Origin of the sequence: Streptosporangium oxazolinicum (assembly GCF_039537505.1) — a bacterium.
Lineage (GTDB): Bacteria > Actinomycetota > Actinomycetes > Streptosporangiales > Streptosporangiaceae > Streptosporangium > Streptosporangium oxazolinicum.
Genome location: NZ_BAABAQ010000016.1, coordinates 116154 through 133458, shown reverse-complemented (window position 1 = coordinate 133458; position 17305 = coordinate 116154). Strand labels below are relative to the sequence as shown.

Annotated in this window: 18 protein-coding genes; 13 read left to right on the top strand and 5 right to left on the bottom strand. The window is 72.4% G+C overall.

Annotated elements, in window-relative coordinates; all coding sequences use genetic code 11:
* The first annotated feature begins 2 nt into the window (after nucleotides 1–2).
* Entirely contained in the window at nucleotides 3–1148 is a 1146-nt protein-coding gene (locus ABD817_RS34145; RefSeq protein ID WP_344922462.1) for an epoxide hydrolase family protein, read from the top strand.
* 235 nt (nucleotides 1149–1383) lie between these two features.
* Entirely contained in the window at nucleotides 1384–1947 is a 564-nt protein-coding gene (locus ABD817_RS34140) for an SseB family protein (RefSeq protein ID WP_344922461.1), read from the top strand.
* On the opposite strand, the gene ABD817_RS34135 is transcribed toward ABD817_RS34140, so the two are convergent.
* Together ABD817_RS34135 and ABD817_RS34130 are read right to left on the bottom strand one after the other, a co-directional pair.
* Entirely contained in the window at nucleotides 1868–2887 is a 1020-nt protein-coding gene (locus ABD817_RS34135; protein ID WP_344922459.1) for a cation:proton antiporter, read from the bottom strand. The two genes, ABD817_RS34140 and ABD817_RS34135, sit on opposite strands and share 80 nt — an antisense overlap.
* A complete protein-coding gene (locus ABD817_RS34130) occupies nucleotides 2866–3858 on the bottom strand; it encodes a hypothetical protein (RefSeq protein ID WP_344922458.1) in 993 nt (330 codons plus the stop codon). The genes ABD817_RS34135 and ABD817_RS34130 overlap by 22 nt, the downstream gene beginning before the upstream one ends.
* A gap of 166 nt (nucleotides 3859–4024) precedes the next feature.
* Between ABD817_RS34130 and ABD817_RS34125 the strand changes: the two genes are divergently transcribed.
* The 5 genes from ABD817_RS34125 (at nucleotide 4025) to aroQ (ending at nucleotide 8316) form a co-directional block, all read left to right on the top strand.
* Nucleotides 4025–4750: a prepilin peptidase gene (locus ABD817_RS34125; protein WP_344922457.1), complete on the top strand. Its 726-nt coding sequence runs from the start codon at nucleotides 4025–4027 to the stop codon at nucleotides 4748–4750.
* Nucleotides 4751–4839: 89 nt separating this feature from the next.
* Entirely contained in the window at nucleotides 4840–6018 is a 1179-nt protein-coding gene (gene aroC / locus ABD817_RS34120) for a chorismate synthase (RefSeq protein ID WP_344922455.1), read from the top strand.
* Nucleotides 6019–6082: 64 nt separating this feature from the next.
* Nucleotides 6083–6586 (top strand): shikimate kinase, encoded by a 504-nt coding sequence (locus tag ABD817_RS34115; protein WP_344922454.1) that lies wholly within the window; start codon nucleotides 6083–6085, stop codon nucleotides 6584–6586.
* Nucleotides 6583–7659, top strand: a complete 1077-nt coding sequence (gene aroB, locus ABD817_RS34110) for a 3-dehydroquinate synthase (protein ID WP_344922453.1) — start codon at nucleotides 6583–6585, stop codon at nucleotides 7657–7659. Before ABD817_RS34115 ends, aroB begins: the two co-directional genes overlap by 4 nt.
* A 222-nt stretch (nucleotides 7660–7881) precedes the next feature.
* Nucleotides 7882–8316: a type II 3-dehydroquinate dehydratase gene (aroQ, locus tag ABD817_RS34105; protein ID WP_344922452.1), complete on the top strand. Its 435-nt coding sequence runs from the start codon at nucleotides 7882–7884 to the stop codon at nucleotides 8314–8316.
* 97 nt (nucleotides 8317–8413) lie between these two features.
* On the opposite strand, the gene ABD817_RS34100 is transcribed toward aroQ, so the two are convergent.
* Nucleotides 8414–10492 (bottom strand): ATP-dependent DNA helicase, encoded by a 2079-nt coding sequence (locus tag ABD817_RS34100; protein WP_344922451.1) that lies wholly within the window; start codon nucleotides 10490–10492, stop codon nucleotides 8414–8416.
* 265 nt (nucleotides 10493–10757) lie between these two features.
* Between ABD817_RS34100 and ABD817_RS34095 the strand changes: the two genes are divergently transcribed.
* Complete coding sequence (locus ABD817_RS34095; protein WP_344922450.1) at nucleotides 10758–12185, top strand: hypothetical protein; 1428 nt, start codon at nucleotides 10758–10760, stop codon at nucleotides 12183–12185.
* A gap of 202 nt (nucleotides 12186–12387) precedes the next feature.
* Nucleotides 12388–13971 (top strand): Na+/H+ antiporter, encoded by a 1584-nt coding sequence (locus tag ABD817_RS34090; protein WP_344922449.1) that lies wholly within the window; start codon nucleotides 12388–12390, stop codon nucleotides 13969–13971.
* A gap of 116 nt (nucleotides 13972–14087) precedes the next feature.
* On the opposite strand, the gene ABD817_RS34085 is transcribed toward ABD817_RS34090, so the two are convergent.
* Nucleotides 14088–14345: a ubiquitin carboxyl-terminal hydrolase 14 gene (locus ABD817_RS34085; protein ID WP_344922447.1), complete on the bottom strand. Its 258-nt coding sequence runs from the start codon at nucleotides 14343–14345 to the stop codon at nucleotides 14088–14090.
* Nucleotides 14346–14490: 145 nt separating this feature from the next.
* Here ABD817_RS34085 and ABD817_RS34080 point away from each other — a divergent pair, with 145 nt between their 5' ends.
* From ABD817_RS34080 to ABD817_RS34065, 4 genes are all read left to right on the top strand, one after another.
* Nucleotides 14491–14892, top strand: a complete 402-nt coding sequence (locus ABD817_RS34080) for a hypothetical protein (RefSeq protein ID WP_344922446.1) — start codon at nucleotides 14491–14493, stop codon at nucleotides 14890–14892.
* Between the two features lie 174 nt (nucleotides 14893–15066).
* Nucleotides 15067–15408, top strand: a complete 342-nt coding sequence (locus ABD817_RS34075; protein WP_329083778.1) for a YidH family protein — start codon at nucleotides 15067–15069, stop codon at nucleotides 15406–15408.
* Nucleotides 15409–15427: 19 nt separating this feature from the next.
* Nucleotides 15428–15760 carry a DUF202 domain-containing protein gene (locus ABD817_RS34070; protein ID WP_344922445.1) on the top strand — a complete coding sequence of 111 codons (333 nt, stop codon included), beginning with the start codon at nucleotides 15428–15430 and terminating at the stop codon, nucleotides 15758–15760.
* A 24-nt stretch (nucleotides 15761–15784) separates the two neighbouring features.
* Nucleotides 15785–16504, top strand: coding sequence for a hypothetical protein (locus ABD817_RS34065; RefSeq protein ID WP_344922444.1), 720 nt, complete (start codon nucleotides 15785–15787; stop codon nucleotides 16502–16504).
* 253 nt (nucleotides 16505–16757) lie between these two features.
* Here ABD817_RS34065 and ABD817_RS34060 read toward each other — a convergent pair whose 3' ends face one another.
* Complete coding sequence (locus ABD817_RS34060; protein ID WP_344922443.1) at nucleotides 16758–17252, bottom strand: aggregation-promoting factor C-terminal-like domain-containing protein; 495 nt, start codon at nucleotides 17250–17252, stop codon at nucleotides 16758–16760.
* Between the last annotated feature and the right edge of the window lie 53 nt (nucleotides 17253–17305).

The following is a 17305-nucleotide window of genomic DNA, read 5'->3' as shown; positions in this document are numbered from 1 at the left end:
ACATGAACGACGACACGCGAATCCATCCGTTCCGGATCGACATCCCGCAGGCACAGCTGGACGACCTGCACGGCCGGCTGGCGGCGACCCGCTGGCCGGACGAACTGCCCGGTGTGGGCTGGTCCTACGGGGTTCCCGTCGGCTACGCGAAGAAACTCGCCGAGTACTGGCGCACCGGTTTCGACTGGCGTGCCGCCGAGGCGCTGATGAACACCTTTCCGCAGTTCACGACCCGGATCGACGGGCAGAACGTTCACTTCCTCCACGTCCGCTCGCCCGAACCCGACGCGCTGCCCCTGATCGTCACGCACGGCTGGCCGGGCTCGGTCGCCGAGTTCCTGAAGGTCATCGGCCCGCTCACCGACCCGGCGGCGCACGGTGGCGACCGGTCCGACGCGTTCCATGTCGTCGCCCCGTCGATCCCCGGGTTCGGCTTCTCCGGTCCCACCACCGAGACCGGCTGGGACCTGGAGCGGATCGCGCGGGCGTGGGCGGAGCTGATGGAGCGGCTCGGCTACCGGCGATACGGCGCGCAGGGCGGCGACAGCGGCTCGGTCATCTCGCCGATGCTCGGCCGCGCCGTGCCGCAGAACGTCGTCGGCGTGCACGTCAACGGCGCGCTCGGGTTCCCGACCGGCGACCCGGCCGAGTTCGAGGGGCTCACCCCCGCTGAGCTCGCCCGCCTCGGCCAGTACCAGGACCAGGACCATTCCGGTTACGCGATCATCCAGGCGACCCGGCCGCAGACCCTCGCGTTCGGGCTGCACGACTCGCCCGCGGCTCAGCTGGCGTGGATCGTGGAGAAGTTCAAGGAGTGGACCGACCCGGCCCGCGAGCTGCCCGAGGACGCGGTGGACATCGACCAGATGCTCACCGACGTGAGCGTCTACTGGTTCACCGGGACCGGCGCCTCGGCCGCCCGCCTCTACAAGGAGGGCCAGAAGGGCTGGGGAGCGGTGGCCGAGTACTCGGCGCTGCCGCACGGCGTCGCCGTCTTCCCCGGCGACGCCGGAGTCCGGCGGATCGCCGAGCGCGAACACGACGTCGTGCACTGGTCGGAGTTCGACCGCGGCGGCCACTTCGCCGCGATGGAGGCCCCCGACCTGCTCGTCGGGGACATCCGGGCCTTCTTCCGCCTCCTGCGGTGAGCCCCTGACCCCGGCCAGGCCGTCTGGGTCCTGCCGCCAGTGGTGGTATTCCCGGTATATCCGGCATATCCGGTACGGCCGACCCCGCCCGACCTCGCCGTACCAGGCTGAATCAGGCCGAGCCGAGCTCGATCCGGCTCGGTGCCCCCCCGGCGCAGGCCGGGGCAGTGCCAGGGGTGATGCCGGGAGGGGCGGTCGTCCTCCCGTCCCGGCCGCGCGGGTAGGCTCCCGGTTCGTGCCGAGCATTCCGCAGCCCCTGGTCCCCGGCGACGACGGCGCCGCCGACGTCGCCGTGACATCCGCGCTCGCGGCCTTCGCCGCGGGGGAGGCCCAGGCCGGTGAGGTCGTCGCCGCGCTGAGCGGGGCCCGGCTGCTCGTGCCGGTGGTCGCCCTGCTCAAGGAGTCGGAGATCGGCGCGCACGGGCTGCGGCAGGAGAAGGAGAGCGAGATGGCCCTCCCGAAGCTCGTCGGCGCGGACGGCCGCGAGGCGGTGCTCGCCTTCACCGGGACGGAGCCGCTGCGGCGCTGGCGCCCCGACGCCAGGCCCATCCAGGCCACGATCCTTCAGGTCTGCCAGGCCGCGGTGCACGAGAGCACCGCGGCGGTGGTGGTCGACGTCGCGGGCCCGGTGCCCTTCGTGATCGAGGGCGATCTCCTGCGGGCGCTCGCCGCGGTCGAGTCGGGCACCCTCGACCGGCTGGGAGCCGAGGCGCCCGGCGTCACCGTGGCGCGGATGGAAGAGATCGCCGAGTCCCCCAGGCGTCGGCGGTTCGGTTGGCCGCGGCGTGGACGAGGTTGACCGTCAGGATCGCCGGGGCGATCACGGCGACGAACCCGCCGAAGTCGCGCTCGAAGACCAGGGCGAGGATCACCGCCGTCACCCCGTTCTGCTGGGCCAGCCCCAGGTGCACCCGGTCGATCATCGGCAGGCCGTGGGTGAGCACCAGCGCGGCGACCATCTGCGCGGCGTACGCGGCGAGCCCGAGCAGCACGCCCATGCCCATGTTCGTCCCGCCGACGAGCAGCAGGCCCATCAGGAAGGCCGACAGCGCGAACGCCGCGCTCACCGCCCTGCCCAGCCAGCGCGAGTCGGGCAGGCGCAGGTAGAGCCCGGCCGTCGCCAGGCCGAGCATGAGGGAGGTCCACGCGGCCGACACGACCGCCCCGGCCGCCGTCACGTAGGTCAGCACCGGCGGGGCGTTCCTGATCAGCCGCCACAGCAGGTAGACCACCCCCGCGAACAACACGTTCAACCCCAGGTCGGCGAAGTACGCGGCCGACAGGCCACCCCCGCCCGAGCCACTCACCAGCGCCGCCGCGTAGACGGCCAGGATGATCGTCACCGGGTCGTCGAAGGAGGACCACGCCCCGAGGATCGTCTTCGCCCGGTTGGAGAGACGGTCGTCCCGCATCACCCCGGCGACCGAGAGCGGGTCGATCTGGGCGACCACCACCGCCATGATCAGTGCCCGGGGGTCGCCGGAGACGAGGTAGACGACCCCGGCGATGAACGCGGTCTTGAGCAGCACCCCGACGGTGACCGCGAGCACGATCAGCCGGGAGTGCTCCCTGGCCTCGGCGCGGTCGATCCCGTGCGTGCTTCCGTACAGGCCGATCGCGAGCAGCAGGCTGCTGAACAGCACGTACGCGCCCGAGTGTTCCATGTCGCGCAGGCCGCCCAGGTCGGCGGCGAGCCAGCCGAGGCCGACGACGACGATCAAGAGCCCGATTCGGGCCACCGCTCACTCCTTGGGATGGACCGCAGGTGCCCCTGGGGCTTCTGAGGGCGTTCTCGCTGGTTGATCGGGGGCAGGGTGAAGTGCCCGCGGATCGTGTCCACGAGCCTGGCCATCTTGTCGTCGGAGACGTCGACCTTGCGCTGGTCCAGGGTCACCCCGATGAGATAGCGGGTCTCGTCGATCCAGTAGAAGAACATGGCCCCGCGCTCCACGTCGAGGACCGTGCGGATGAGGATGCCGCCCTCCAGCCTGCGCAACTGCTGGTTGAGCCGCTGGGTGAGCCAGTTGAGCTGGTTGCCCGCCCGCAGGTAGATCTTCCTGCGCTCCTCCTGGTCGGTCTCGTGGAAGAAGTGGGCCAGGTCGCCGTCCTCCAGCACGTCGGTGTAGAAGCGGCACTTCTGGTCGGCGAAGTAGGCCACGAAGTGCAGGTCGTCCTGGTCGACCATGGACACGCAGCTGGCCAGCGCCTTCTCCACCGAGGGGCCGATGTTCGGCATGGTGCGGATCAGGATCTCCGACTCGCCGATCACCCTGCGCTTGGTGGCGGTGGGCAGCGGTCCCATCCCGGCCTCCAGGTACGGGAGGTAGAGGCCCCGGCGGTACTGGACGAGCAGGTAGACGCCGGTGGCGACGGCGAACGCGCTCACCCCCGCGGTGATCAGCCCGTGCAGCTCGCCCGGCACCCCGCCCCGCCAGAGCACGGGGCCGAACGCCGCCACGAACCCCAGCACCGCCTCGCCCGCCGCGGTGACCGTCAGCCCGACCACCAGCAGCACCGGCAGCCGCGCCCTGATCCGGCCGAGCACGGTGGCGATGAGGGCGAGCGCCACGATCACCAGGACCACGGTGACCGCGCGGGCCACGTCGTACTCCTCGCCCTCGATGTACCACGCGAGGAGTTCGAGAAGCACCGGCAGGAGGACGAGGGACGCGATGACCGCGGGTAGCTTGCTGAAGCGATCCGTGTCCACGCGATCCGGCCCTCCGGGGGTAGGAGTGCCTACAGCCTCCGTGATCATCGCGGTTCCCGTCAATGACCTCCGGGGTCATCCGGCCCTCGGCGACCCTTGGGCCGGAGTGGGCCGGAGTGGGCCGGATCCCCGGCGCGCAAGGGGGTCGCGGATTATGGTCGGCTCCATGAACCCCCCGGTGCCCCTTCTGCTCCTCCCCGCGCTGGCCGCCCTGGCGGGTCTGGCGATCGGGGCCGGGACGCGGCGCGTGGTGGCCCGCCATTCGGGGGCCGAGGGGGAGCGGCACGGTCCCCCTCCCGTGGCGGGGGCGGTGGAGGCGGTCACCGCGGCGGTGCTGGCCGCCCTCGCGCTGCGGGCGCTGTGGCCGGAAGCACCGGCGGGGACGGCGGCGTGGCCGGGAGGACGGGCGGCGGAGATCACGCCGCTCGGGAGGGCGGGGGAGCTGCTCGCCTTCGGCTGGCTGGCGGTGGTCGCCGTCGCCCTGTCCTTCGTCGACGCCGCCGTCCACCGGCTGCCCGACCGGCTCACCCTCGCCGCCTACCTGGGGACCGTCGTCCCGCTGGCCGTGTCGGCCCTCGCCGACGGCCGCTTCGGAGACCTGCTCGGCGCCGGGCTGGGCGGCCTCGCCCTGGCGGGTTTCTACCTGGTGCTGTTCCTGGTCAACCCGGCGGGCATGGGACTGGGCGACGTCAAGTTCGCGGCGAGCCTGGGCGCGGCCCTCGGCTGGCTGGGCTGGGACACCCTGGTCGCCGGGGCCTTCCTCGGACTCCTGGCCGGGGGGCTCTACGGGGCCGCCCTGATGGTGCTGCGCCGCGCGGGCCGCAAGAGCGAGATCCCCTTCGGCCCCTTCATGGCCGTCGGCGCCCTGGCCGCCGTCCTCACCGCCCTCTGACGCACCACCCGCTGTGACGATCACCGACGGATGTCTCAACCAGTGAACGAAGGCCATTCCAGTGGGCGACACGTGGAAGACTTGTCACCATGTTGCGCTGGTTGACCGCCGGAGAGTCCCACGGCCCCGAGCTCGTCGCGATCCTGGAAGGCCTGCCCGCCGGGGTGGAGGTGACCACGGCACAGCTGGACGAGGCGCTGCGCCGTCGCCGCCTCGGTTACGGGCGCGGGGCGCGGATGAAGTTCGAGCAGGACGTCGTGACCATCGCGGGCGGGGTCCGCCACGGCCGGACGCTCGGCAGTCCCGTCGCCATCCGGGTGGGCAACACCGAGTGGCCCAAGTGGGAGACGGTCATGGCCGCCGACCCCGTCGACCCGGCCGTGCTGGAGGGGCAGGCGCGCAACGCGCCGCGCTCCCGCCCCCGTCCCGGCCACGCCGACCTCGCCGGGATGCAGAAGTACGGCTTCGACGATGCCCGCCCGGTGCTCGACCGGGCCAGCGCCCGCGAGACCGCCGCCCGCGTCGCGCTCGGCCAGGTGGCGCGGAGCTTCCTCAAGCAGGCCCTCGGCGTCGACATCGTCAGCCACGTCGTCTCGATCGGCGGGGCCGTCGCCACCCGGGGCATCGTGCCCGGCCCCGGCGACCTGGAGGCGATCGACACCGACCCGGTGCGCTGCGCCGACCCCGACGGCAGCGCGGCCATGGTCGCCGAGATCGACAGGGCGCACAAGGACGGCGACACCCTCGGCGGCGTCGTCGAGGTGGTCGCCTACGGCCTGCCGCCGGGCCTGGGCAGCTACACCCACTGGGACCGCCGCCTCGACGCCCGCCTCGCGGCCGGTCTGATGGGCATCCAGGCGATCAAGGGCGTCGGCGTCGGCGACGGGTTCGAGACGGCCCGCCGCCCCGGCTCCCTGGCCCACGACGAGATCGAGAACACCGCCGACGGCGTACGCCGGATGACCAACCGGGCCGGTGGCGTCGAGGGCGGCATGACCAACGGCGAGCCGCTGCGCGTCAGCGCGGCGATGAAGCCGATCTCCACCGTCCCCCGGGCGCTCGCCACCATCGACGTGCTGACCGGTGAGGCCGCCAAGGCCCACCACGAGCGCTCCGACGTGTGCGCGGTCCCGGCCGCCGCGATCGTCGCCGAGGCGATGGTCGCGCTGATCCTGGCCGACGCCGCGATCGAGAAGTTCGGCGGCGACTCCGTCGAGGAGGTCGCCCGCAACCTGTCCGGCTACCTCTCCTCGCTGGTGATCAAATGAGTCGGCGTCCGGGCGAGGGCGCTCCCGGGTCCCCGGTGGGCGGGCCGACGTCGAAGGAGATCGCATGAGTCCCCGAGCAGTGCTGATCGGTGCCCCCGGGTCCGGTAAGTCGACCGTCGGGCAGCTGCTGGCCGAGCGGCTCGGGGTCGCCTTCCGCGACACCGACGCCGACGTGGAGCGCACGGCGGGCAAGCCGGTGAGCGACGTCTTCATCGAGGACGGCGAGGAGGTCTTCCGCGAGCTGGAGGCCGACGCCGTACGGCGGGCGCTGGCCGAGCACGACGGCGTGCTCTCCCTCGGTGGCGGCGCGATCCTCGCCGAGGCCACCCGCGAGCTGCTGGCCGGGCAGCCGGTGGTCTACCTGGAGGTCGGCCTCTCCAACGCCGTCCAGCGGGTGGGCCTGGCCTCGGCGCGACCCCTGCTCGTGATGAACCCGCGCAGCCAGCTGAAGAAGCTGATGGACGCCCGGCGCCCCGTCTACGAGGGGCTCGCCACGATTATCGTGGCGACCGACGAGCGCGAGCCCGGCCAGATCGTCGAGGAGATCGTGGAGGGCCTGAAGCCGTGACGATCTCCAGGATCGAGGTCCCCGGCGAGAGCCCCTACGACGTGGTGGTCGGCACCGGGGTGCTCGGCGAGCTGCCCGCCCTGCTCGGCGCCGGGGTGAGCACCGTCGCCGTGATCCACCCGGAGAGCCTGCCGGAGATCGCCCGCCCCGTCTGCGGCGCGATCGAGGCGGCCGGGTACGAGGTCGTCGCGCTGCCGGTGCCCGACGCCGAGCGTGCCAAGACGGTCGAGGTGGCCGCGGCGCTGTGGTCCGCCTTCGGCCGCGCGGGCGTCACCCGCTCCGACGCCGTGGTCGGCGTCGGCGGGGGAGCCACCACCGACCTGGCGGGGTTCGCCGCCGCCACCTGGCTGCGCGGCGTCAAGGTCGTGCAGGTGCCGACCACCCTGCTCGGCATGGTCGACGCGGCGGTGGGCGGCAAGACCGGCATCAACACCCCCGAGGGCAAGAACCTGGTCGGCTCCTTCCACCCGCCCGCCGGGGTGCTGTGCGACCTGGCGACACTGATCTCGGTGCCCCGCGACGACTACGTGGGCGGCCTGGCGGAGATCATCAAGGGCGGTTTCATCGCCGACCCTCGGATCCTCGAACTCATCGAGGACGACCCGGACGGCGCCAGGCGCCCCGAGGGGCGGCACACCCGCGAGCTGATCGAGCGGAAGATCCAGATCAAGGCCGACGTCGTCGGAGCCGACCTGCGCGAGGGCGGCCTGCGGGAGATCCTCAACTACGGCCACACGCTGGCGCACGCCATCGAGCGCGTCGAGGAGTACCGGATGCGCCACGGCGAGGCCGTCGCGATCGGCATGGTCTACGCGGCCGAGCTGTCCCGCCTGGACGGCAGGATCGGCGCCGACGTCGTGAAGCGGACCAGGTCCATCCTGACCTCGGTCGGGCTGCCCACCGCCTACCGCCGCGAGGCCTGGCCCGAGCTGCGCGACCACATGCGCCTGGACAAGAAGAGCCGAGGCGCCAAGCTGCGCTTCGTCCTGCTCGACGACCTGGCGAAGGTGTCCCCGCTGGTCGACCCGCCGGAGGAGCTCCTAGAGGCGGCCTACCACGAGGTCGCCCGGTGAGCCGCACGCCTGCGGCACTCCCGGCGCGCGGTGGTCCGTACGCCTCGTACGCCGCAGGGAAGGCGGGCGCGCCCGGTGGCCCGGGTGTGTCCGCGAAGCAGGGGCCGGGGCAGGGGCGGGGGGCGCTGCGAGGTCCGGCGGGGCGGTGCCGGGTGGCGCGCCGGGGGAGTGACGTCGGCCGCGTGGCAGGCGCGCGGCCACCAAGGAGCGGTGAGTGACCCGATGAGACCCGTCTACGTGCTCAACGGCCCCAACCTGGGGCGGCTCGGCACCCGCGAGCCGGATGTCTACGGCGCCGAGACCTTCGCCGACCTGGCCGCGCTCTGCCGGGAGACCGGCAGGGAGCTCGGCCTGTCGGTCGACGTCCGGCAGACCGACGACGAGGCCGAGATGCTGGGCTGGCTGCACGAGGCGGCCGACGGCCGGATCCCCGTGGTGCTGAACCCGGCGGCGTTCACCCACTACTCCTACGCGCTGCGCGACGCCATCGCCCAGCGCACCGCGCCCCTGGTCGAGGTGCACATCAGCAACCCGGCCGCCCGCGAGGAGTTCCGGCACACCTCGGTGGTCGCCGCCGTGGCGACCGGCACCATCGCGGGCTTCGGCCTGAGGTCGTATGTGCTCGCCCTGCGGGCCATCGCCGAGACCACCTCCTGATCCCGCCCGTCTCCTGATCCCGGGCCCGCGCGGGACACCTCGCCGACGGGGTGCCCGCGCGCGGCCGACGGCCGGAGAACAGCCGGTGGCCTCGGTCTCAGGAGGCGCTGAGGCGCTTGAGGGCGCTGCGTACCTTCGCCGGGTCGTTGGTGGGCCAGAAGGGCGGCAGGGAGTCGCGCAGGAACCCGGCGTAGCGGGCCGTCGCCAGCCGGGGATCGAGCACCGCGACCACGCCCTTGTCGTGCTGGCTGCGCAGCAGGCGGCCCGCGCCCTGGGCGAGCAGCAGCGCGGCGTGGGTGGCGGCGACCGACATGAACCCGTTGCCGCCCTTGGCGGCGACATGGCGCTGACGGGCGGAGCTGAGCGGGTCGTCCGGGCGGGGGAACGGGATGCGGTCGATGATGACCAGGCGCAGCGAGGGGCCGGGGACGTCGACACCCTGCCAGAGCGACAGCGTGCCGAACAGGCAGGTCGGCTCGTCCTCCGCGAACTGCTTGACCAGCAGCATCGTGGAGTCGTCACCCTGGCAGAGCAGCGGCACGCTCAGCCGGTCGCGCAGGGCCTCGGTGGCCGCCTTCGCGGCACGCATCGAGGAGAACAGCCCGAGAGTGCGGCCCCCCGCGGCCTCGATCAGCTCGGTGATCTCCTCCAGGTACGCCTCGGGCAGGCCGTCGCGGCCCGGCTGGGGCAGGTGCTTGGCGACGTAGAGGATGCCGCTGCGCGGGTGGTCGAAGGGGGAGCCGACGTCGATCCCGGCCCAACCGGCCCGGCCCTGCCCGCCCTTCCCCTGCTTTTTCTTCCCCTCTTCCTCTCCCGCCGTCTCGTCCTCCGCGGCGCCCTTCCCGCCGCCCAGGCCCCACTGGCGGGCCAGGCCGTCGAAGGCGCCGCCCAGGGCGAGCGTGGCCGAGGTCAGGATGACCGTACGGTCGCCGAAGAGCTTGTCGCGGAGCATGCCCGCCACCGTCAGCGGCGCCACCCGCAGCAGGGGCGGGCGCCGGTCGGTGCCCTCCTCCAGCCAGACCACCTCGGCCCGGTCGACCTCCTCGGCGTGGCCGAAGGCGTCGAGCATGCGCTGCGCGGTGTCGTGGACCTCGTCCAGCGAGGTGAAGGCCGCCCTGCGCAGCCCCGCGCCCTCCGGGTCGTCCTTGTCGCCGTTGCGCGGGCCGAGGGCGGTGATGCACGCCCACGCCGCGTCGCGGACCAGGGCGAGCGTCATCCCGAGCACCTGGGGGAGCTCGTCGAGGCGCCCGGCGGGGGCGGCGGCGAGCAGGGCCTTGAGGTCCTCGCCCGCCTCCATCAGCCGGTCGGCGAGGTGCTGCTCGATGAGCTTGCCGACCCGCCGCGCGGCCACCGTGACCATCGTCTCCGACAGCTCGCCGCTCACCACCGAGGTGACGCGGTCGACGAGCTCGTGGGCCTCGTCGACCACGACCACCTCGTGCTCGGGCAGGAGCGGGAAGTCCTCCATCGCGTCGATCGCGAGCAGCGCGTGGTTGGTCACGACCACGTCGGACTCACCGGCGCGGGCGCGGGCCAGCTCGGCGAAGCACTCCATGCCGCTCGGGCAGCGCGCGGCCCCCAGGCACTCCCTGGCGCTGACCGAGAACTGGCGCCAGGCCTGCTCGTTGACGCCGGGGACGAGCTCGTCGCGGTCGCCGGTCTCGGTCTCGTTCGCCCACTCCTGGATGCGCTGGACCATCCGGCCCGTCGCGTTGACCTCACGGGGGTCGAAGAGCTGCTCCTGCTCCTCGTCGGGCCAGCCCGCGCTCGCCTTGTAGCGGCACAGGTAGTTGCGGCGGCCCTTGAGGATCGCGAACGACGGCTCGTGCGGCAGCTTCGGGGCGAGGGCCGTGGCGAGGCGCGGCAGGTCGCGGTCGACGAGCTGGCGCTGGAGCGCGATGGTGGCGGTGGAGACGACCACGGCGCCCTTGGAGGTCATCGCGTGCCTGATCGAGGGGATCAGGTAGGCGAGTGACTTGCCGGTGCCGGTGCCCGCCTGGACGGCCAGGTGGTCACCCGACTCGATCGCGTGTTGCACCGCCCTCACCATGGTGATCTGCCCGGGGCGCTCGACCCCGCCCACCGCCTCGACGGCGGTGCTCAGCAAATCCTCAACCGGGGGAATATCCACCTTTGAGGAGACGTCTTCGGATGGGGCGATGGAGTCGGTCGGCACGACAGCCAACCGTACCCGCTCGTCCCGACAATCGCGGCTGCTCCGGTGAGTCGCCGCGTGGACGCATACCCGTATTCCGGAACCCGAGGTTCACGTCACATGGCAAACTGGCTGGATCACCCGGCTCATCAATCCTCGTAAGGTCAAGGGAGGGTCTACCGTTCTGGTGCCGCTGAGGCGGAAGATAGGGATGGAAAGACCGTTTCGGTAGGGTTTCCCGAGGTCGAGTGGACGAATAAAGGCTGGTTATCGCACTATGTCCTCCATGTCGGAAGTTGTCCCGTTGCCGTCGTTCGGCGAGGTGTTCTTTGACGAGCGTGGCCAGGAGCGGGTGCTCCGGGTCACCTGGCACGAAGGCACGCTGGTGCTGAGCCTGTGGCGCGGCGAGATGTGCACCGCGAGTTTCCGCATGCCCATGAACGATGTGGGACGCCTGGTCGACACCCTTGACGAGGGCTTCGTCGAGGCCGGTGGGCAGTACCCCGACGAGGTGGGCGAGCCCGTTCAGGCCGCGCAGCCCCCCCAGGACGAGCCGCAGGCCTACGGCGAGTATTCCGGCACCGGCGAGTATCCCGGCACCGGCCAGTACGCCCGGCCCCGCCCCGAGGACTACGCCCAGCCGCAGCAGTATCCCGACCCGGCCGGCCACGCCCCCTCGCCGCTGGACGAGCCCCGCCAGGTCGCCGCCCTCGGCCCGAACGACGTGCTCGTCGCGCGAGGCGCGGTGCCACCGCCCACGGACCGGCCCGAGCGCTCCGACCGCTCCGACCGGCCCGAGCGGCCGCAGGACCGGATGCCCCCCGGGTACGGCTCCTCGGACGCCGTGCCGCGCGAGAACATGATCGTGAACGACTCCCTGCCCTACGGGCAGCCGCAGCCCGCCGAGCCGCTCGGCGCGGGTCCCGCCACCGGCGAGGCCGCCTACCAGCTGCCCGGCGACCGCTACCCGCCCGCGCAGCCCGCCCCGTACGGCGCCCAGCAGCCCGACCCGTACGCCGCCCCGGCCCAGCCGCAGCCCGACCCCTACGCCGGGCCCGCCGACCGGTTCGGCGGCCAGCGGCCCGACCAGTACGGCGTGCCGCCCCAGCCCCGGCCCGTCGACCCGTTCGCGCCCCCGGAGGGCCGCCGGAAGCCCGCCACCTCGTTCACGCCGCGCCCCGACCAGTTCGCCGGGCGGTTCGTCGATCCCGCCCAGGGACTCACCGACCCGGGCCGGCGGCCGGAGCCCGAGCCCTACGGGCAGGGCCAGCAGAACTCGACCGACCCCTTCGGGTTCGCCGCCCAGCAGCAGGCCGCCTACGGAGGCCCGCAGGCCGACCAGTACGGCGGCTACCCGGCTCCCGCGCAGCCCGACCCCTACGCGTTCGGCGCCCAGCAGCCGCACCAGGCCGGTCACCCCGCCGACCTGCGCGACCTGTACGGCCCGCCGTCCGCGTACCCCCAGCAGGACGTCGACCCGTCCGACCCGCTGGGCCTGCGCGGTCAGGCCGCGCCCGACCAGAGGCTGCCCCGCCCCTACGTCCAGGAGCCGCCCTACACCACCGGCGAGAGGCTCCGTCCCGAGCAGCGCTACGACGAGCAGCAGCGCTACGACGAGCGGTACGACGACCACCGCCGCGACGAGCGCCAGTACGACGACAGGCGCCGCGAGGGCCGCCGCCGCGACGACCGGGACGAGCAGCGCGACTGGTGACCCGGTGACCTCCCCTCCGGGACCTCCGGGACCTCCGGGACGCGGCACCGTCGCGTCCCGTTCGCGAGGTTCGTGCCCGAGGGGATAACGTGTGGCGTCCGCCGGTGTGCTCCGGCGCCGTGTGACGGTTCCTGCCGTCCCGGGCGGTTCGCGAGGCGCGCCGGGGCACGTAATCTGATCGATCCCTATCGGGCGGGGTGGCGTGGACGAGTCGACGGTGCTGCAGATGCTGGCCGTGTCGGTCGTCGGGATCGCGGTGGCCGCGGTGGCCCGGCGAAAGGGCTGGCCGTCGCCGCTGCTGCTGGTGCTCGCCGGGGTGGTGCTGTCGCCGTTCGTCCCCGGCTACGAGCTCGACCCCCAGCTGGTCCTGCTGGTCTTCCTGCCCCCGCTGCTCTACTCGGCGGCGATCGACAGCTCCTACCTGAGGCTCAAGGACTTCCGCAGGCCGGTCGCGCTGCTCTCGGTTGGCCTGGTGTTGTTCACCACGCTGGTCATCGGGTGGGTCACCCACCTGCTCCTGCCCCAGCTGCCGCTCGCCGCCGCGTTCGCGCTGGGCGCGATCGTGGCCCCGCCCGACGCGGTCGCCGCCGTCGCGGTGGCCCGCAGGCTCGGGCTGCCCCGCAAGGTGGTCACCATCCTGGTGGGGGAGAGCCTGTTCAACGACGCCACCGCGCTCACCGCCTACCGGGTGGCGATCGCGGCCGCGGTCGGGCAGGGCCTCACCTGGCAGGACGCCGCCCTCGACTTCGCCCGTTCCGCGGCGGGCGGTGTGGTGATGGGCCTCGCGCTCGCCTGGGTGCTGGCCTGGGTGCTGGTCCGGCTGCGCGACGCGCTCGTCGAGAACACCGTCATGCTGCTCACCCCGTTCGCCGTCTACCTGGCGGCCGAGAGCCTGCACGTCTCCGGTGTGATCGTCGTGGTGATCGTCGGCCTCTACATCGGCCACCGCATGCCCAGGGCGGGTTTCGGCACCCGGCTGCTGTCCGACGCGGTCTGGCGGGTCCTCGACTTCTTCCTGGAGACGATCGTCTTCGCGTTGATCGGCCTGCAGATGTGGCCGATCATGAGGGGCCTGGAGTGGGGCGACGGGTGGAAGCTCGCCGGGATGGCGCTGGCCGTCTTCGCCGCCGCGGTGATCGCCCGGGTGGTCTGGGTCGTGCCGAGCATCTACCTGCCCCGCATCCTGTCCAAGAAGATCCGCAGGACCGAGACCCACGCGCCGACCTGGCAGAACGTGACCATCGTGAGCTGGGCGGGCATGCGCGGCGTGGTCTCCCTGGCCGCGGCCTTCGCCATCCCGGAGACCTTCCCCGGCCGTGACCTGCTCCTCTTCCTCACCTTCTCGGTGGTGATCGGCACCCTCCTCGTCCAGGGCCTGACGTTCCCGGCGCTGATCCGCAGGCTGAAGGTCTCCAACGAGCGGGAGACCTACACCGACAACCTGGCGGAGGCGGCCGCGCAGCAGGCGGCGGCCACGGCCTCGCTGGCCCGGCTGGACGAGCTGGTGGCGGACGGTGTCGACGAGCTCCACCGGGAGGTCGTGGACCAGCTCAGGACCCGCGCCGAGCGCCGTACCCTCAGCGCCTGGGAGCGCTTGGGCGGCGGCACGGGGCCGGAGGGGGAGGAGACGCCCAGCAGCGTCTACCGGCGGTTCCGCCGGGAGATGCTCGTGGTCGAGCGCGACGTCTTCGTGAGCCTCCGCGACGAGCGGCGCATCGACGACGAGGTGCTCCGCCGGGTCCTCCACGAGATCGACTTCGAAGAGGCCACCCTGGAGCGCGATTAGGGCCTGTTTTGTGGATCTTCGCCGTGGCGGGGATCGTCCAGGTGGATGCCCCGCGAGATAACCGGAGTCATGGGCGACGGCGCCGCCTGGACGACCGCGGTAGGACAAAACAGGCTCTAGCCCATCACGCTGTCCACGTAGCACCAGCGCCAGTCCTCGCCGGGTTCGAACGAGGCGACGACCGGGTGGCCGTCTCCCACGAAGTGGGCGGTGGCGTGCTTGTTGGGCGACGAGTCGCAGCAGCCGATGTGCCCGCAGGCCAGGCACCTGCGCAGGTGGACCCAGCGGCTCCCCGCCGCCAGGCACTCCTCGCACCCCTCGGGCGTGCGCGCGGGCGCGTCCTGGGCCTCGGCGAGATGCTCACAGCTCTTCATGATCTCCCCCTCGTGTGACTACTGATGATCGTACGACCAGAGGGGAGTGTCCGATTCCGCCCCCTCCCCGCAGGGGGAAGGAAGGGTGGGTAACGAGCCGGTACGGCGGCGCCTGCCGAACCGGCTCGTTGGGTAGGGTCGGGACATGCGACCCCTTCCGCGACGAATTCCCGTCCTCGCCGCCTCTGTGCTGGCCGCCGCCCTCGTCACCACCGGCTGCTCCGAGATCCAGGAGGTGAGCCAGGGCATCGACAAGGCCCAGCAGTGCGTGCAGGCCGCGGGCATCGTCACCGAGACCGCCGCCAAGGTCTCCGGGCTGCTCAACGACCCCGCCGCGATGGAGCAGGCGCTGAACGAGGGCGGTGCCAAGCTGGGTGATCTGGCCAACGACGCGGCCAACACCTCGCTGAAGGAGGCCGCCGAGAACGTCTCCGGCACCCTGGAGGGCTTCAACGTCAACGACGCCAACAGCGCCGTCGACGCCGCGCAGAAGGTGGCCACCGACTCGGTGCAGTGGGTCCAGCAGCTGACCAACGCCTGCGGATAGTCTCCGCCGCCTCGACGCGGCGCGGCTCGCCCGCCATCGGAGCCTTCGCCCCGGTGGCGGGCACCTTCCGTCCGAGCGGGCGGGAGGTGCCCGAGCGCGTCTCCGGAAATCCCGGGTTCTCTAGGGGAAAAGTGGTTGAAATACCGTCGTTCCTATGAAGACCCAGGAAAGTTCATGAACTCTCCGGACCACGAGCCGGATCCCCGGTTCACCCTCGCCAACGAACGCACGTATCTGACCTGGCTGAGTACGTCGCTCGCGCTGAGCGCGGGGGGCGTGGCGATGGCCGCCGTCTCCGCCGACGTCTTCGTCCCGTGGATGCGCACCCTGCTCGCGGTGGTCCTGGTGTCGCTGTCCGCCCTGGCCGCCGCGATGGCCTACCCCCGCTGGCGCCGCGTCCAGCGTGCCCTGCGCAGCTCCGCCCCGCTCCCGCCCCCGGCCCTCGCGCCCCTGTTCGGATACGGCGTGGCGGCGGTCGCGGTGCTCGCCCTGATCCTCATCCTGCTGTCCCGATGAGCTGCCCGGTGAGCCCCCGGTGAACGGGCCCTGGGACGCGGGCCTGCAGAGCGAGCGGACCCGCCTCGCCTGGGTCCGCACCGCCGCCATGCTCGCCGTCACCAGCCTGGCCGGTGCGGGCGTCGCCCTGCGCACCGGCATACCCGTGCCGGTCATCCTCCCCTTCGTCCCGGCCGTGTTCTGCGCCGTCCTGCTGCTCACCCACACGGGCATCCGCTACCGGCGCGCCCAGGAGGCCCTGCACGGGGACCACCCCCTCGACAACCGGGCCGACGCCCTCATCGCCTGGATCGGTACGCTCGCCGCCGTGGCCGGTGCCTTCGCCTTCGTTCTGGAAAGGTTCGGAAGGTAAAAAAATGCGGCAAGATATCGCAGCATGTCACGCTTCGACGATCTGCCCGGCTACGCCGCGTCGATCGCCTCGCTGATCGACGCGGTCAATCTCGGCGTTCACATCGCGAGCAGGCCCCTCAGCCGGGAGCTCACCGAGCGGTCCGGCCTCCAGACGGACCTGCTGGTCGATCTCCGATTCGTGCTCCCCGTCAGGCCGCTCACCACCGGGGGGCTGGCCGCCCTCTATCGTTACAACCCCTTCGACCGGGCGGAGATCGACGTACAGATCGGCCAGGGAACCCTGGTCGACGACGGCGCGCTGCACGCGACCGCGACCGCGCTGTCCTTCATCGCCTCCCTGTACGAGGCGCACGCGGCGGTGACCGGCGAGTTGTGGGCCGCCCAGTCCGACCGGCTGCCCGAGCTGGCCGATCTCGCGGGGAGGCTCCTGAGGGCCGGTGCGGCCGATGGCGGCGCGGCCTTCGCCCAGGCCGCGCCGCCCTACGAGCCGGTGGGGACCCCGCCCGGCGTACTGCTGTTCAACCGGCTGGCCGCGCTGCGCTACCACCGCGCCGACGCGCACGCCGACGCCTGGGAGCGGGAGGGTCTCACCGCGGACCAGATCCTCGCCCTGCCCCCGGGGCCCGTCCGCGACCGGATCGAGGCGGAGACGAACCGCCGCGCCGCGCGGCCGTACGAGACGCTGAGCACCCGTGACCGGCAGGCCCTGTTGCTGGGCCTGAGCGCCCTCGACCTGCCGTGAAGCCCTGAAACCCTGAGGCCCCGAGGTCGTGAGAAGGGTCGTGTCACGGAGGGGAAAATCCGGAGATGTCCACGTGGAGAGTGCGGCCGGGTCCGGGCCGGTGCGCTGCCGTGCGACTCGGGAGGGTGGCGTCCAGCGGGTGGCCGTGGACGGGGGTGGGTGCGCGGCCGTGTGGCCGGGGAGGGTGACGCCCGGGGCCTGGGCCCCGGGCGTCAGGAGAGTGCTCCCTTCCCCTGGACACTCTCCGGGTGGGTCAGTACCAGTTGCTCGACCGGAAGTGACCCCACGCGCCGCACGGTGACCCGTAGCGGCTCTTGATGTACTTCAGACCCCAGTGGATCTGCGTGCTCGGGTTGTAGCGCCAGTCCCTGCCGCTGCCGCCCATCTTCGAGCCGGGCAGCGCCTGCGGGATGCCGTACGCACCCGACGAACGGTTGTACGCGCGGTGGTTCCAGTTGCTCTCCCTGGTCCAGAGACTGTCCAGGCAGCGGAACTGGCTGTGCGGCCACGCTCGGCGGGACACGAGACGATAGGCGATCGTCTTGTTCCTGCTCTTGGCGGTCCTCGCGACCGCTTTCACCCTCGGCTTCACCTGGGTGGACCAGGTGAGGCGGTGCACCGTCTTCGCCGTCCCTTTCCTGGACGTCTCGGAGGTGCTCTCAGCCTGTCCCGTCGTTGTCGGGCCGACCATTGTCGAGGCGGCCAGCACGGTCACGACGGTGTTGCGCAGAACGCGGTAGCTGTTCACATGGATCCTTGTCCTCGGGCCGCGTGCGGAAGGTGCGGGAGGCACGTGGTGCT

Coding starts and splice junctions, on each gene's coding strand:
- ABD817_RS34145 (WP_344922462.1), top strand. CDS start 3: ATGAACGACGACACGCGAATCCATCCGTTCCGGATCGACATCCCGCAG.
- ABD817_RS34125 (WP_344922457.1), top strand. CDS start 4,025: ATGAACCCCCCGGTGCCCCTTCTGCTCCTCCCCGCGCTGGCCGCCCTG.
- aroC (WP_344922455.1), top strand. CDS start 4,840: ATGTTGCGCTGGTTGACCGCCGGAGAGTCCCACGGCCCCGAGCTCGTC.
- ABD817_RS34115 (WP_344922454.1), top strand. CDS start 6,083: ATGAGTCCCCGAGCAGTGCTGATCGGTGCCCCCGGGTCCGGTAAGTCG.
- aroQ (WP_344922452.1), top strand. CDS start 7,882: ATGAGACCCGTCTACGTGCTCAACGGCCCCAACCTGGGGCGGCTCGGC.
- ABD817_RS34095 (WP_344922450.1), top strand. CDS start 10,758: ATGTCGGAAGTTGTCCCGTTGCCGTCGTTCGGCGAGGTGTTCTTTGAC.
- ABD817_RS34085 (WP_344922447.1), bottom strand. CDS start 14,345: ATGAAGAGCTGTGAGCATCTCGCCGAGGCCCAGGACGCGCCCGCGCGC.
- ABD817_RS34080 (WP_344922446.1), top strand. CDS start 14,491: ATGCGACCCCTTCCGCGACGAATTCCCGTCCTCGCCGCCTCTGTGCTG.
- ABD817_RS34075 (WP_329083778.1), top strand. CDS start 15,067: ATGAACTCTCCGGACCACGAGCCGGATCCCCGGTTCACCCTCGCCAAC.
- ABD817_RS34065 (WP_344922444.1), top strand. CDS start 15,785: ATGTCACGCTTCGACGATCTGCCCGGCTACGCCGCGTCGATCGCCTCG.